The 14,193-nt window shown below is 53.0% G+C and carries 14 protein-coding genes and 1 tRNA gene; 7 read left to right on the forward strand and 8 right to left on the reverse strand.

Going from position 1 to position 14,193, the window contains the following annotated elements:
* Window positions 1–84: 84 nt before the first annotated feature.
* Window positions 85–840: a tyrosine-type recombinase/integrase gene (locus DYU11_RS17740; protein ID WP_229365897.1), complete on the reverse strand. Its 756-nt coding sequence runs from the start codon at window positions 838–840 to the stop codon at window positions 85–87.
* A gap of 462 nt (window positions 841–1,302) precedes the next feature.
* On the opposite strand from DYU11_RS17740, the gene DYU11_RS17745 reads away from it, so the two are divergent.
* On the forward strand, window positions 1,303–2,397 hold the full coding sequence (locus tag DYU11_RS17745) for a Gfo/Idh/MocA family protein (RefSeq protein ID WP_119669052.1): 1,095 nt from the start codon (window positions 1,303–1,305) through the stop codon (window positions 2,395–2,397).
* Window positions 2,398–2,678: 281 nt separating this feature from the next.
* On the forward strand, window positions 2,679–2,918 hold the full coding sequence (locus tag DYU11_RS17750; protein ID WP_119669053.1) for a hypothetical protein: 240 nt from the start codon (window positions 2,679–2,681) through the stop codon (window positions 2,916–2,918).
* Between the two features lie 89 nt (window positions 2,919–3,007).
* On the opposite strand, the gene DYU11_RS17755 is transcribed toward DYU11_RS17750, so the two are convergent.
* The 3 genes from DYU11_RS17755 to DYU11_RS17765 are packed head-to-tail and all read right to left on the reverse strand — an operon-like array spanning window position 3,008 to window position 4,881.
* The gene (locus tag DYU11_RS17755; protein ID WP_147367958.1) at window positions 3,008–3,454 is read right to left on the reverse strand and encodes a DUF6623 family protein; all 447 of its coding nucleotides are present in this window, start codon (window positions 3,452–3,454) and stop codon (window positions 3,008–3,010) included.
* Between the two features lie 13 nt (window positions 3,455–3,467).
* Window positions 3,468–3,923 carry a HEAT repeat domain-containing protein gene (locus tag DYU11_RS17760; protein ID WP_119669055.1) on the reverse strand — a complete coding sequence of 152 codons (456 nt, stop codon included), beginning with the start codon at window positions 3,921–3,923 and terminating at the stop codon, window positions 3,468–3,470.
* A gap of 4 nt (window positions 3,924–3,927) precedes the next feature.
* On the reverse strand, window positions 3,928–4,881 hold the full coding sequence (locus DYU11_RS17765) for a DUF6623 family protein (protein WP_147367959.1): 954 nt from the start codon (window positions 4,879–4,881) through the stop codon (window positions 3,928–3,930).
* Between the two features lie 241 nt (window positions 4,882–5,122).
* On the opposite strand from DYU11_RS17765, the gene DYU11_RS17770 reads away from it, so the two are divergent.
* Complete coding sequence (locus tag DYU11_RS17770; protein WP_119669057.1) at window positions 5,123–7,240, forward strand: Tex family protein; 2,118 nt, start codon at window positions 5,123–5,125, stop codon at window positions 7,238–7,240.
* A gap of 83 nt (window positions 7,241–7,323) precedes the next feature.
* Window positions 7,324–7,944 carry a C40 family peptidase gene (locus DYU11_RS17775; protein ID WP_229365899.1) on the forward strand — a complete coding sequence of 207 codons (621 nt, stop codon included), beginning with the start codon at window positions 7,324–7,326 and terminating at the stop codon, window positions 7,942–7,944.
* Between the two features lie 28 nt (window positions 7,945–7,972).
* Here DYU11_RS17775 and DYU11_RS17780 read toward each other — a convergent pair whose 3' ends face one another.
* Window positions 7,973–8,533, reverse strand: coding sequence for an NUDIX hydrolase (locus DYU11_RS17780; RefSeq protein ID WP_119669058.1), 561 nt, complete (start codon window positions 8,531–8,533; stop codon window positions 7,973–7,975).
* A gap of 50 nt (window positions 8,534–8,583) precedes the next feature.
* Window positions 8,584–8,838: a GIY-YIG nuclease family protein gene (locus DYU11_RS17785; protein ID WP_119669059.1), complete on the reverse strand. Its 255-nt coding sequence runs from the start codon at window positions 8,836–8,838 to the stop codon at window positions 8,584–8,586.
* Between the two features lie 179 nt (window positions 8,839–9,017).
* Between DYU11_RS17785 and DYU11_RS17790 the strand changes: the two genes are divergently transcribed.
* Both DYU11_RS17790 and DYU11_RS32985 read left to right on the forward strand, forming a co-directional pair.
* Window positions 9,018–9,091: transfer RNA gene (locus DYU11_RS17790), tRNA-Ala, on the forward strand.
* 393 nt (window positions 9,092–9,484) lie between these two features.
* Entirely contained in the window at window positions 9,485–9,730 is a 246-nt protein-coding gene (locus DYU11_RS32985) for a hypothetical protein (RefSeq protein ID WP_147367960.1), read from the forward strand.
* 212 nt (window positions 9,731–9,942) lie between these two features.
* Here DYU11_RS32985 and DYU11_RS17795 read toward each other — a convergent pair whose 3' ends face one another.
* Together DYU11_RS17795 and DYU11_RS17800 are read right to left on the reverse strand one after the other, a co-directional pair.
* Window positions 9,943–10,818: a glycosyltransferase family protein gene (locus tag DYU11_RS17795; RefSeq protein ID WP_119669060.1), complete on the reverse strand. Its 876-nt coding sequence runs from the start codon at window positions 10,816–10,818 to the stop codon at window positions 9,943–9,945.
* Window positions 10,819–11,375: 557 nt separating this feature from the next.
* Complete coding sequence (locus tag DYU11_RS17800) at window positions 11,376–12,599, reverse strand: BaiN/RdsA family NAD(P)/FAD-dependent oxidoreductase (RefSeq protein WP_119669061.1); 1,224 nt, start codon at window positions 12,597–12,599, stop codon at window positions 11,376–11,378.
* A gap of 106 nt (window positions 12,600–12,705) precedes the next feature.
* Here DYU11_RS17800 and DYU11_RS17805 point away from each other — a divergent pair, with 106 nt between their 5' ends.
* Window positions 12,706–13,752 carry a DNA/RNA non-specific endonuclease gene (locus tag DYU11_RS17805; protein WP_119669062.1) on the forward strand — a complete coding sequence of 349 codons (1,047 nt, stop codon included), beginning with the start codon at window positions 12,706–12,708 and terminating at the stop codon, window positions 13,750–13,752.
* The last annotated feature ends 441 nt before the right edge of the window (window positions 13,753–14,193 follow it).

Below are 14,193 nucleotides of genomic sequence, written 5' to 3' on the forward strand. Positions count from 1 at the left end.
CCGATGAATATACCGGATATCCAGACCGCTTTCTAACAAATGCGTAGCAAAGCTATGCCGAAGCGAATGAATGCCACCCCGCTTCTAAATACTCCCAAAACGGGTTGCTTCGCTGTACACGCGCTGAATAGTACGAACGGCAAGTGGTTCGCCGGAAGTGATGTCTTCAAACAGGAACGCACCAGGCTTGTAGCGAAGGAGGTACTCGTTTAACTCGTTCAGTAGCTTTGCAGAGAGCATAACCACGCGGTCTTTTTTGCCCTTTCCGGCTTTGATGATAATAAGCCGACGGGCCTGGTCAATGTCAGTCCGGCGCAGATGGGCCACTTCGCTTAAGCGCATACCCGTAGCGTAAACCATCCGGAACAGTGTACGGTATTTCAGGCTCGTTGTTGCCTTGAAAATCGCCTTCACTTCGTCTACGCTGTATACGGTTGGCAGATTCTGAGGTTGCCTCGGATACGGAACGTCGTATATTTCCCTATTTCGTAAAAGTACCTTCTCTTGGTAAAATTTCCAAGCCGGTCCGCCGTTGCGGTTGATATGGACGTTGATGGTAGCAGCTTGCAGACGTTTCTTCTCGATCAGAAACAGCAGGTACTTTTGGTACTGTTGTTTAGTCACTTCGTCAAGTGGCTTATTACCGACGTAGCGAATTAGCGTAATCAGAGCCTGTTTGTAGTTTTTGAATGTCTTGAAGCTGTAATTGCCTACCTTCAAGGCTTCAGTAAGTGCCACAATAACCGGGTGCCGGTCGTACTCGTGACGGGCCGCGTTCGGTATGGGCGGAGCATACCGGAACGGCAGACGGTGGTTACTGTTTACTGTACGTTTATTCAAGGGTGGCCAGGGTGTATTGGTCGCCTGCTCGATCTCGGCTACCGTAGCGGTAGGTTTGTACAGCCGCCCACAGCTTCATCGAAGCGGCAATACTCTTTGCCGAATAGTTGCCCGGTTTTGACAACGCTATCGCGGGTGTTGGGCACGACCCAGCATCGTCGGCTGTAACTCCAGCGTCGGCCCGCAATTTGCCGGATCAGCCGGGCCGCCGTCGCGGTCGTTGCCGATAGGGTCTGCTGGGAACGAGACCGTCAGCAGCGCGGGATCGCGCTCGTCAAGGTGAATGGTTATCATGGTACGGTAGGTATATCTCTGTATCGGGGAAGACAGAGCAGTCAGCCTGCAAAGTAACCGTTTTTCGGCTTTTGCGGGAAGTTATCCGATAAAAGACCGGGTCTGGTAAGCACCACGTAGCTTTTCTGACTATATTTTCGACACTATTTGAGAAAACCCAGATTCGTTATGACTACGCGCAGAACCTTCCTGCAAACGGCCGCGCTCGGTGGCGCCACGGCTCTCTTCTCGCCGAACGTCCTCCTGGGCGCTACCCGTCCCAAAAAAGACCGGCTCGGGGTGGCCCTTGTCGGCCTGGGCTACTACAGCACCGATCTGCTGGCCCCGGCGCTGCAGCAAACCAAAAACTGTTACCTGGCCGGTATCGTGACGGGTACTCCCGCCAAAGCCGAAACCTGGAAGAAGAAATACAACATTCCGGACAAGAACATCTACAGCTACCAGACCTTCGACCAGATCGCCAACAATCCAGATATCGACGTGGTGTACGTAGTGTTGCCGCCGTCGATGCACGAGGAATACGTGGTACGGGCGGCCAAGGCGGGTAAGCACGTCTGGTGCGAAAAACCGATGGCCATAACGGCCAGAGAATGCCAGAACATGATCGACACCTGCAAGAAAAACAAGGTGTCGCTGGCGATCGGCTACCGGCTGCATCACGAGCCAAACACGCAGGAATACGTGAAGCTGCTGCGCGATGGGAAAATCGGTAAGATTCAGATGGTAAGCTGTTCGGCTGGTTACCGGGACAACCGTACCAACCACTGGAAACAGACGAAGGAGCTGGGTGGGGGCGTCATGTACGACATGGGCGTATACGTATTGCAGGGGGCCCGGCTGGCTACGGGTGAGGAGCCGATTGCCGTAACGGCCCAGCAGTTTACGAGTCGGCCGGAGATCTACAAAAATGGCCTCGACGAGACGACCATGGCCCAGCTGGAGTTTCCGAGTGGGGCGCGGGCGGCCGTGCAAACCAGCTTCGGCATGAACATGAACTACCTCTACGTGACCGGCGACAAGGGTATGCTGAAGATGGAGCCGTATTCGGCCTACAACGGCCAGACCGGTGAGTACCCCGGTGGTAAAATCCAGCATCCGTATCAGGTGCCGTTCCAGCAGGCCCGGCAAATGGACGACGATGCCGCATCGATCATGGCTGGCAAACCCATGCTGGTTCCGGGCGAGGAGGGTCTCCGCGACATCGTCATCGTAGAAGCCATCTACAAAGCCGCCAAGAACGGCCAGCGGGTGAAAATCGCCTGACGCATTTAAAGTCTGATAAAAAGGTCAGACGTGCCGTCAGACCAGAGCGGGGCTACCCCAAGGTCTGACGGTACGTCTGACCGGCTTATGTACAGACCCGCCAGCAGCTACTCAGGGTCAGACGTACCGTCAGACCCTGGGTGGACGTACTACGTTGGTGGTAAATACCTTACGCGGGGTATCCTACAACCCACACATACGTTGTGCGTCTTGTGTGCTACGGGAGCCTTGCGGCCGGGCCGCGTTTTTGCTTACTTTGGCTACTGAAACGCTGCCGTACTATGACACCCATCTATTTTACTACACTTCCCGCCGACGAACAGTTGGACATTTTATATTTCAAGGGTGACATACTGGCTAACCGCTACGAAGACGAACACGTGTATCTGCTGTATAGTCTCGACGATTTCTACGTTGAACTCCGCTACGACGCTTACAAGAGCAAACTACAGCACCTCGACGCATTCCGCGATACCGACCGACTGGAGCCGTATCTGCCGTATCTGGTGGAGATGGACTAAGTCGAGCGGACTAAGCCAAACCAATTGTTATTACAAACCAGAGAAGCCCCGGTCCGGGGCTTTTCTGGTTTTGGTGGATGTACCAGCACTCAGGGCATCAGATCGCAGCCGGCCGCACTGATTTCCAGCGTATTCTCCGCTTCAGTCGTGCCCGTAAACGATACGCCCAGCGTTACGCCGAGTCCCCACAGCACTTCCGGCCGACCCGGCACGGCAAACCGGTGCATCCCCCAGGGCGACGGGGCGAGGTTCAGCCCGTCGTGGGCGGCAATCCGGCGCTCCCCGTCGAACACGTGAACGTTGGTGATTTTGGCACGGGGCGAATTACTCCGGAATCGGATCAACGCCGAATCGATGGCCAGACGGTTGTCGTTGACGATCACCGGCGTCGGGATGGCGAAATGAAACCAGTTGGTTGTGTTGGGGCGGCCAACAACGCGGATGAAAAAGCCCGCCCGCCATTGCGTCTGTATGTTCCCGGGCACTTCAATCTGCATGGTGTGACCGTGCGCCCACATTGCTTGTGCTAATGCCATTTGGATAAGGGATTTAGTTGATTTTCTGTAAGGTCGTTCTGGATAGATTCCGGATCATCTCCGACGGATTTTCCCGGCTCATGCGATCCAGCTTTTGCTTCAACGCTGCCGGTGCGGCCTGGTCTACGGCCTTAATGGCCAGCTTCTTGACGCTTACGTCGTCGGCATCAATCAGGCGGTCGGCGATGGGATACCGGACCTCGTCGGGCAGGTTGACCAGCGCCGAGGCCGAGGCAATCCGCACCAGGGCCCGGGGGCTGGTCGAGGCCGTTGCTACAATCTGATGCGCCTGCGGATTAGGCAGCAGACTGGCCAGGTAAACGGCCTTCGACGCGAGCATGGGGTCGGGGTCGTTGGCCAGCTGCATCAGAACCGGTACGTCCGATTCATCGATGAGTTGAGCCAGTTGCGCGTAGTCAGGTTCATCGCTGCTCAGTCGCAGCCGGAGTTCGGTTGGGGAAAGTGCCATGCGATTAAGCGTTTACGGTTAGCGCGTTCGACTTCATGGTGCTGATTTCTGAATTGACCAGATCAGGGGGCGGGTTCGTGATGTTCGACGTACCGTTGCCGGTCATCAGCCGGTTGTTGTCGTTCACGTGCGACAGGCCCAGTACGTGGCCGATCTCATGGCCCAGCGTCCACCGTGTAGCGCCACTGGCCACCACCGCACCGGGCCGACCGCTGGGATGGGCCGCACAGCCGTTGTAGGGCGGATTGGTTGCCTGGACGAAATACACCACCACATCGTTGCGGCCGACATTGTTGCGGTTGGTGAACAACTGATTTTGTTCGGCCGTCGTTTCTCCGCGCGTACAACCGCCAACATCCACTACGTTCAGATCGGGCAGGTTCAGCGTTTCGTTGCTCATGTGTACTACCCGGATTCCGGCGGGTTCGTAGACCTGCCGCATCGAACTGATCATCGTGTCCATCGATACGGTCGGGGCGGTGAGCACCTTCGTGTGCAGACGAACCGTTTCGAACAGGTTGAAGTCGCAGCCGGCCGCACTGAATTCGAGCGTGTTCTGGGCGTCGGTTGTGCCCGAGAAGCGCACACCCACCGAAATGCCGATCCCCCAAAGCGCATCGGGCTTGCCCGTAACCTGAAAGCGCTCCAGCCCAAAGGCGGTGGGCGAGAGGTTCAGGCCGTCGTGCGTAGCAATGCGCCCTTCGCCGTCGTAAACGTGCACGTTGGTTACGGCGGCCTGCGGAGACCCGGCCCGGAACCGAAGCATCACCGAATCGACCATCTGTCGTTTGTCATTGACAATGACGGTCGTTGGAATGCCAAAATGAAACCAGTTTGTCGAGTTGGGTTGCCCCACCACCCGAATGAAGAAACCGGCTCGCCACACACTCCGGATTCGATCCGGAAACTCCACCTGCATCGCATGCCCGTGGGTCCACATTGCCTGTGTGATTGCCATACAATAAGGGTTTAGAAGAGGAATAGACTGCCGATGAACGGCCCTAAGGCGCTCATGGACAGAATCAAAGGTAGAGGGTGTGGAGAAAAATTTCTAGCGGGATTGAACGTGATAAACCGAGTAGTTATACGTATTTTATGGAGTGATAGGTCAGTACGTTGCCCGGACACTTTTTTGCCGATTTGTATGGGTAACTGACCCGTATGGCCTTTTTTTGCACGCAGAACGCATTTCCAGCTACATGAGTCAAACTCCCGAACAACGGGTCGCGGCCCAGTTGAATCTTAACGCCCGATCCGTTGCCAATACCATCGACCTGCTCAACGGCGGGGCCACCGTCCCGTTCATTGCCCGCTACCGGAAAGAAGCCACGAACCAGCTCGACGAAATCCAGATCCAGCAGATCAGGGATACGTATCAGAAACTGCTGGACCTGGATAAGCGCCGGGACGCGATCCTGAAGTCCATCGATGAGCAGGGAAAGCTGACGCCCGAACTCCGGCGAAAACTGGAATCCGTCGATTCGCTGACGGAACTGGAAGACCTGTACCTACCGTATAAACCCAAACGCAAAACCCGTGCAACGGTCGCGATCGAACGGGGGCTGGAACCCCTCGCCGACCTGATTTTTAGCCAGCGCGAAAACGATGTCGAGCGGATCGCCAAACGGTACGTCAATGAGCAGGTGCCGACCGTAGCGGATGCCCTGCAGGGAGCCCGCGACATCATGGCCGAACGCATCAGCGAAGACGCCGACGCCCGGCAGCGCATCCGGAACCTGTTCGAGCGCGAAGCGATCATTTCGTCGAAAGTCAGGAAGGGGAAGGACGCGGAGGGGGCCAAGTACCGCGATTATTTCGACTTTGCCGAACCACTCCGTCGCGTACCGTCGCACCGGCTGCTGGCCATCCGGCGGGGCGAAGCGGAGGGCATTCTCGCCGTTTCCATCTCGCCCGACGAGGACGCGGCTGTTGAGCGGCTGGAACGGCAGTTTCTCCGTGGCCTCCCTGGAAGCAAAGAGCAGGTAGCCCTGGCCATTCGCGATGGGTACAAACGCCTGCTAAAACCCTCGCTTGAGACCGAATTCGACAAACTGTCGAAAGACAAGGCCGACCAGGAGGCAATCCGGATTTTTGCCGACAACCTGCGGCAGTTGCTGCTCAGCCCACCGTTGGGCCAGCAACGGGTGTTGGCAATTGACCCTGGCTACCGGACCGGCTGCAAAGTCGTCTGTCTGGATGCCCAGGGCAATCTGCTGGCCGATACGGTCATTTACCTGGCTCAGTCCGAGGCTCAGAAGCAACAGGCCGCCCAGACGGTCCGGCGGTTGGTAGAGCAATACAAAATCGACGCCATTGCCATTGGTAACGGTACGGCCGGTCGCGAAACCGAGGAGTTCGTCAGAGAACTGAGCCTGGGTAAGGCGCTTTTTATGGTGAGTGAGCAGGGCGCATCCATCTACTCCGCGTCGGAAGTGGCCCGCGATGAGTTTCCGGATAAAGACGTAACGGTACGTGGGGCGGTGAGCATCGGTCGACGGTTGATGGACCCACTGGCCGAACTGGTCAAGATTGACCCGAAATCCATTGGCGTAGGGCAGTATCAGCACGACGTCGATCAGACCGAACTGAAAAACAGCCTCGATACCGTTGTCGAAAGCTGCGTGAACCAGGTTGGCGTATCGCTCAACACGGCCAGTGCGTACCTGCTGCGGTACGTATCGGGTCTGGGCCCGCAACTGGCCGGCAATATCGTCGCGTATCGGGCGCAGAACGGCGCGTTTACCTCCCGCGACCAACTTAAAAAAGTGCCCCGCCTGGGACCGAAAGCGTTCGAACAGGCGGCCGGTTTCCTGCGCATTGAAGGGGGCCGGAATCCGCTCGACAACAGCGCCGTTCACCCGGAGCGGTACGCGCTGGTGGAGCGCATGGCCGCCGATGTCGGCAGTACCGTTGCCGACCTGATCCGGAAGCCGGAACTACGGAAACAGATTCGTCCGGAACGCTACGTAACCGACTCGGTGGGGCTACCGACCCTCCGCGACATCCTGGCCGAACTCGAAAAGCCCGGCCGCGACCCCCGCGAACAACTGGCCGTGTTCGAGTACGACGAGCGGGTGCGTAAACCCGAAGACCTCCATGAAGGCATGGTGCTCAACGGGGTCGTGACGAACATCACGGCCTTCGGGGCTTTTGTCGACGTTGGGGTGAAGCAGGATGGCCTGGTACACGTATCGCAGCTGGCCAATCACTTCGTGTCGGACCCGAATCAGGTGGTGAAACTGCACCAGAAAGTAAGAGTAAAGGTGCTGGAGGTCGATTTAGTGCGGAAACGCATTGCGCTAACAATGAAAATTTAATAGGTTGCGTTTAGGTGGTAGAGACGATTTCTTGTAGACAAAAGGTGTCTCCATCACCTAAACGCAACCGTAGCCACTATTCTATGCCCATTACAACGACCCTGCGGGCTGCCTGGCGGCCCCTGTTGACCAGTTCGTTGCTCTTCATCTCGCTTACTTCCTGCGAAGTTTTCCGCTCCTCCGGCCCTTCACATTCCGTTAGCCGTAGTTCTACCGCCGGCCGCTCCGTGGCTACCCGTTCGTCGGTGAAGCGGGCGCCTGCCGTACCGGCCAAACCAACCGGTAAGGTGGTCGATTCGCGTACCTACGAAAACCGCTACGTGCCCGAAGTGGTCAAAATCGCCCGCACCTATACCGGTACGCCCTACCGGTCCGGTGGCAACACCACGTCCGGCATCGACTGCTCGGGGCTGGTGTACGCCGTATTCAACACGGTAGGTCTGCGGATGCCCCGCATCTCGTGGCAGCAGTCGGAGGTGGGTTACGAAGTGGATGTAAAACAGATTCAGCCGGGGGATCTGATCTTCTTCGTGCCCGACAGCGGCAAGGCAGGGTACGTATCGCATACGGGCATTGTTACGGAGGTGAACGGCCCCGAAAACATCCGGTTTATTCACGCATCGTCGTCGCGCGGGGTGCGGGAGGATAATCTGTATTCCAACTACTTCAAAGGCCGGTTTGTGAAGGCGCTGCGGCCGTTCTAACGCATCGGAACCGATAGCTGTCGGAATATCAGCTGACCGTTTTCAGCGTGTTGGTCAGCAGCTCCAGCATCTGCAGGTACGTTGGTCGGGGAGGGGTGTAGCGAAACGACGAGGTATCCGCCAGCAAATCCTGCCGCACGTAGTCGAGCGGCACAAACCGCATATCGGCCACTTCATCGGGCTGGGGCGTAAAGTCGGTAAGTTCGAAGGGCGTCTGCCAGACGTACACCTGCGCATGTTCGCAGTCGTGGAGGGGGATGCGTTCGTCGATCATCTCGACCGATACGATACCCAGGGGCCGCAGCTCGCCGGGCCGCGGACGAACACCAATTTCTTCTTCGGTTTCGCGCAGGGCCCCATCGTCGTAAGTTTCGCCGGGTTCGATGTGGCCGCCAATGCAGATGTCCCAGTAGTTGGGCAGAATCTCCTTGTCGGGGTGGCGGAGGGTCAGCAGCAGTTCCTGCCGGGGGTTCAGGACAAAAATCTGGGCCGTACGGTGCCAGTCGCCGTCGCGTTCGATGTCTCGTTTGCGTTTCCGGCGACCCAGCGGCCGATTCTGTTCATCCACAAGGTCTAATTCCTGCGCCATGGGGTATCAACAAAAAAGCCGCCCGATGGGGTGGCTTTCCGGCACAGTAATTAAACAGTCTGGGCGGCTTCGCTGATCAGTTCTTCCCAGGCAGCCCGGTCTCTCCGCTTCAGTTTCATTTCCAGACTCAGGGCCTCGTTGCGGGTGGCAAACTGCCGGGTAAACTTCAGTTCCCAGGGTTTGCCCTCGGCCGTAGCCGCTACCGTTTTGGCGTTATGCTGCCACAAGCTGATTTTGAGGTCTTTGGTCTGACCGATGAAATACTGATCGGTTGAGGGGCTGTAAATGATATAAACCGTATGCATAGGTGTCGGAGGGACTATAGTCAAAACTACAGAATCAATGTCACAAAACAAAGTCTATTGAGACAATTGGTAGTTATTGGTATAATAGGTAGGTGAGACTGAGGCAAATGTAAATTTTTTAAAATTGTGGTTGAGTTGATGTAATTTTTTACTCATATTTGCACCCACAAAACGCAAACGGGGGTATAGCTCAGTTGGCTAGAGCGCTACAATGGCATTGTAGAGGCCGTCGGTTCGAATCCGACTATCTCCACGGTATACAACGAGAAGGACTGTTTATCTCTGATAGGCAGTCCTTTTTCCATATATAGTCTTTGAGTTTAAACGGGGGCTGAAAAATACCGGCAACAGTAAAGCTACACGGCTTGGTTTTCACACTCGGAGACCACAGGAGCAAAACGGCTTTTCCGATCATAAGACAATTGAGATATACACCCGCAGATTAGCCGCTTTTGTCAATGAGGACATACGAAAAATTCATATAATGGCGCCTTCATATAGAACCCCCGTTCAAAAGCATAAGGAAGAAACGTTAAAAATCTCTTTACCTTGCAACCCTAACCCTGTTGGCGGTAGGTAGTTGTAAAATTCTGACGTTGACCCACGTGAGCAATAAGTAGGTACTTATAACGTAACAGCTTCTACTTTGTCAGGAAGTACAACCGGCTCAATAAAAACAACGTTTGATACTGGTAATGACGTGTTGATGGTTACCAAATCAAGCGATAGCAATGATGTTTATCTTTCGTTCACTAAAAGCCGCTTTACGACTACCTTAGATAAAAATGGTGCGTTTTTCCTTCCACCGCAAGCAGAACAAGCATACGCCGTAATGGTACGTCATTTGGTATTAATTATGGCGGTAGCGGAGCGTTTACAAATAATGGCATAAATTTAAATATTAGCGTGAATGCCAATGTATCAGGCATTAAGATTGAAGAACTAACTACTATCAAAGGGACTAAGAGGTAGTCACAATATTTTTGAAAAAACAGTCATTACGCTTACTACTCACTACATCGAAAAAGCCGGTTAGCTTAAACCGGCTTTTTCGATGTAGTACAACAACAGCTTTATAATTTAAATGTGAATAAAATTAAGTATTTATAATAACTTATAATTTTTGTACTCACCTATTCTATAGCCTGTTAAATTTTCAATAGAGGTTAGAATTTTGACTCGTGGTGAATATTTTTTTAGATTAGTATCAAAAGTAAACGCTATACCTGATTTTTCTATGCGGTCTTTCATAACGGCCGGATGAGTATCTTTAAAGTGAGCCAATGAATCAATATGATTTTCATATTTAAAATTTAAACCTGATTCTTTAATTGCTTCCATTTGGTCATCACGATGCCAGAAGCGGTAAAAATAGCCAAACTTAGATCGTTGTTTTTCCAACGATTTTACCCAACCATAATGATAGATGTAAGCATCTATAAGCTTTACTCTTAGTTTTTTATTTCCTGTTTTTCGAAAGCCTTGCGCATCCCTGTAAGCAAAAATATCTTTTGAATTACGAATTACCCTTATCTCGCGTCTATACCAACGACGTGAGTCACCAATGTAATTGTAAGAGCCGTAAAAATGTAAATAATTAAACAATAGCCCTTCAACGTTGGCATCAGTTAAATATCTATGCATGGCTTCCTTAACGACGGGGATATACTTTTCATGAAGAACTTCATCGCCTTGGATGTAGAAAGCCCAATCAACATCTGGAGAAATAGCAGCTAGTGCTTTATCTGTTTCTTGAGCTAGCACTCTGCCTCCCTCCCTTAAATTGTCATCCCAAATGGTATGGATTATTTTAATTTTGTCTGAACTGATTGTTTTAATCAAAGAAAGAGTTTCATCATCTGATTTTCCAACAGCAATAAGAAACTCATCACAAAGAGGCAAAATTGATGTTATTGCTTCAACAATTGGATAATCATATTTAATTGCATTACGAATAAAGCTAAATCCGGCTACTTTCATAAACTAACAAACGTTGATTGACAATGGTAAGATGTTGTGTAATTTCATGTGACCTTGCGGAGGAACAAAGTTACATGATTATTGATCAAATTTTAAGATCATATGGTACTTACGTCAGGTTCTCTAATACAGAATGGGGGATTCTTACATCTCAATCTTACACTGAGATTGAAGAAGTAATCTATAGAGGCTTAAAAAAGGGAGAAAAGGTAATGATACTCAATAAGATAGAAACAATTGAGTGGTTTAATTCAACTAAAAGTAACAGTGTAACGTACTTCCAACGTTTCGTATAAGAATGTTATTATAAAAAAATATTAGTAATAGATGCAAAAACTCGGTTAAAACGAACCGAGTTTTTGCTTGCCCGCCGTAACATGGTAATAGACTATAGTTTGTTATATAAAGCGGTAAAGTCTACTGTACATTCTGATGAATCGGCCGTTGCAGCACCGCCAGCCGCTACCAGATAACCGTACTAAGTGTACGCGGCTCAACTGGTCAATGCCCGGAATTATGCTGTATGAGTGCCCAGGGTGTAAAAGCTGACGTATCGCCTACCGCCCCAGATTCTTCCCCGCGATGTAGCCGGTGGTCCAGGCGTTCTGGAAGTTAAACCCGCCCGTGATGCCGTCGACGTCGAGTACCTCGCCCGCGAAGAACAGACCCTTGTGCTGTCGACTTTCGAGCGTGTCGGGGTTCAGACTGCCAAGGGCGATGCCTCCGCAGGTCACGAACTCATCCTTGAACGTGCTTTTACCCACTACGTTGAACGTCCCGTTGGTCAGCTGTTCGGTCAGGCGGTTTTGCTGTTTGGCGGGGAGGTCGGCCCAGCGCTGCGTTTCCGGAATGCCCGCTTCTGCTACGAGGGCCTGCCAGAGCCGGTTCGGTAAGCCGAACGGATTTTGCGACGACACCTGCTTTTTACCGTTCTGCTGCCGAAAGGCCTGTAACTCATCGCGAACCTGCGCTTCGTTGAGGGCCGGTACCCAGTGAACCCGTAACGTAAAGCGGTAATCAACGGCGGCCAGGTCGCGGGCGGCCCAGGCCGATAATTTCAAGACGGCCGGACCGCTGAACCCCCAGTGTGTAATGAGCAGGGGGCCCTGCTGTTGCTGTTTGGTACCGGCAACCTGCACCCGGGCCTGCGGCACCGATACACCCGCCAGCGAAAGGAGGGGACTATCGGGAACGTTGAGCGTGAACAGCGACGGAACCGGCGATTGCAGCGGCTCCGACTGATCGGGTAGCCAGCCGTAGGACGGTAGTTGCGGATATCCGCCCGTTGCCACCAGCACCCGGTCGGTCAGTAGGGTTTCGTCGCCGGTCAGGCGCAGTTCCCATTGACTGCCGTTATGATGGAGGGACGTAACGCCACAACTGGTACGTACCTGAATGCCCAGCCGACGGGCCGTATCGAGCAGGCAATCGATGATGGTTTCGGAGGAATTCGTGGTCGGGAACATACGGCCATCGGCTTCAGTCTTCAGCGGTACGCCCTTCGACTCAAACCAGCGGACCGTAGCGGCTGCGTCGAACTGATTCAGCAGCGGCCGTAGCCAGCGTTCGCCACGGGGGTAGTGTTTTACCAGATGCCGGTTGTCGAAGCAGGCATGCGTTACATTGCAGCGACCGCCCCCCGAAATGCGGACTTTATTCAGTACGGTACGATTTTTTTCCAGGATGGTAACGGTGGCCTCAGGAAACGTTTCGGCGGCTGTGATGGCCCCAAAAAAACCGGCAGCCCCCCCGCCAATGACGGTAATATTCAACGACGACATACAGTCAGAACAGTGGTTCATCGTTCGAAGTTCGTAGTTTGGTGGTATTCAAACTGCCAGACGACCCAAGAAATAAACGAGGGAACCGTTCTGTACCTTTGCCGTCATGTCGATGAAGAATAATTCATATCGCCGGGGATTCCGGCTTCGGGGCAATACGCTCGTATTGCTGCTTATTTTCTTTCTGATCGGGTTGTTTCTGCGCTACGGGGGCCGTACGCAGCCGGTCGTCGCGTTCTGGAACGATGTCAGGGCTATCCTCGGTATTGGGCCGTCGGACCGGGAGTCGCGAAAACGCAACCCGTATCAGGCCCCCGAACCGCAGGAAGACGTAGCCGAGGACGAGTCTGCGGATCGGTCAGATCGGAAAGACAAAGAAGAGGGCGTTGCCAGTGATCCGAAGGGTGCTCCGGAGATGGCCTCGTCCCGGAATAAGCTGTTTGCCTTTGAAAAACAGGTAGATTTTATCCTGCCTGCCTACAAGCCGGGCGACGAAATCATCAGACACGATGGGTTTACCCTGCGGTATCAGGAGCGTTATGAGCAGGCTGATTGGGTGGCGTATCCGCTGCTGGGGTATGAAACGAAAGGCCAGGCCGACCGGGACCGGGAGCAGTTCCAGCCGGACCCGCAGGTCAAAACCGGTTCGGCCCTGCCCAGCGATTATACCCGGTCGGGTTATGATCGGGGGCACCTGGCCCCGGCCGGTGATTTCAAGTTCTCGCAGCGACTCACCAGCGATTCGTTTTACATGAGCAACATGAGCCCTCAGGCACCGGAATTTAACCGGGGGATCTGGAAAGAACTGGAAGAACTGGTGCGCCGGTGGGCCGTGCGGGATCGGGGCCTGTACGTAGTGACGGGGCCGGTGCTTAAACCCGGCTTGCCCACTATTGGTCGTCAGAATGAGATCGCCGTGCCAAAAAAATACTATAAGGTTCTGCTGTACTGCAACGACCCCGACATCCGGATGATTGGATTTTTGCTGGACAACAAAGGCTCAGACAGTTCGCTCAAGCAGTTTGTAGTACCGGTCGACCAGATCGAACAGCTAACAGGGATTGATTTCTTTCCCAAACTGCCCGATAAGCTGGAACGGGAGCTGGAAAGCAAAGGCCGCTCTGAAACAGCCGCCGACTGGTTTAGCCTTTGACAATTAATTAGTTACGTATAAATACTTACGAAAATGCCCCGTTCCTGGCTAGTGCTCAGGAACGGGGCATTCTTGTTTGCATGGAAATAGCTTATTTAGAAAATTCTAAATAATTAGAAAAAACTATACAGTTATTCTGATAAAGTTCGGATTTGACTAATAAAGAGGGCTTGATATTGATAAAAAGTTGGTTTTAGGCAAGAATTTATAGAAGTTATTTTATTGTAGTTAAAGTACAGTTACAGCACTTTCATCATAAAAATTCATTAAAAATTTATTAAAGCTTCAAATCTAGAGTACACACTTGCTTCGTAAGTATAGTTACTCAACTTGGTTGGCACGTAGCAGACTGCAGGCTGCTTCCACCAACCTACTGCTGAGTTAAGTCGGCCCATGACGAGTTCACAGGCTGGTTTTGTATTCACTTTATCCATTAAACAA

Origin of the sequence: Fibrisoma montanum, assembly GCF_003583365.1 — a bacterium.
GTDB classification, from domain to species: Bacteria; Bacteroidota; Bacteroidia; order Cytophagales; family Spirosomataceae; genus Fibrisoma; species Fibrisoma montanum.

What these genes read in the sequence shown, in the direction of transcription:
- DYU11_RS17755 (WP_147367958.1), bottom strand. Translation starts at nt 3,454, where the DNA reads ATGGCATTAGCACAAGCAATGTGGGCGCACGGTCACACCATGCAGATT.
- DYU11_RS17745 (WP_119669052.1), top strand. Translation starts at nt 1,303, where the DNA reads ATGACTACGCGCAGAACCTTCCTGCAAACGGCCGCGCTCGGTGGCGCC.
- DYU11_RS17795 (WP_119669060.1), bottom strand. Translation starts at nt 10,818, where the DNA reads ATGAAAGTAGCCGGATTTAGCTTTATTCGTAATGCAATTAAATATGAT.
- DYU11_RS17780 (WP_119669058.1), bottom strand. Translation starts at nt 8,533, where the DNA reads ATGGCGCAGGAATTAGACCTTGTGGATGAACAGAATCGGCCGCTGGGT.
- DYU11_RS17770 (WP_119669057.1), top strand. Translation starts at nt 5,123, where the DNA reads ATGAGTCAAACTCCCGAACAACGGGTCGCGGCCCAGTTGAATCTTAAC.
- DYU11_RS17805 (WP_119669062.1), top strand. Translation starts at nt 12,706, where the DNA reads ATGTCGATGAAGAATAATTCATATCGCCGGGGATTCCGGCTTCGGGGC.
- DYU11_RS17785 (WP_119669059.1), bottom strand. Translation starts at nt 8,838, where the DNA reads ATGCATACGGTTTATATCATTTACAGCCCCTCAACCGATCAGTATTTC.
- DYU11_RS17775 (WP_229365899.1), top strand. Translation starts at nt 7,324, where the DNA reads ATGCCCATTACAACGACCCTGCGGGCTGCCTGGCGGCCCCTGTTGACC.
- DYU11_RS17750 (WP_119669053.1), top strand. Translation starts at nt 2,679, where the DNA reads ATGACACCCATCTATTTTACTACACTTCCCGCCGACGAACAGTTGGAC.
- DYU11_RS17800 (WP_119669061.1), bottom strand. Translation starts at nt 12,599, where the DNA reads ATGTCGTCGTTGAATATTACCGTCATTGGCGGGGGGGCTGCCGGTTTT.
- DYU11_RS17765 (WP_147367959.1), bottom strand. Translation starts at nt 4,881, where the DNA reads ATGGCAATCACACAGGCAATGTGGACCCACGGGCATGCGATGCAGGTG.
- DYU11_RS17760 (WP_119669055.1), bottom strand. Translation starts at nt 3,923, where the DNA reads ATGGCACTTTCCCCAACCGAACTCCGGCTGCGACTGAGCAGCGATGAA.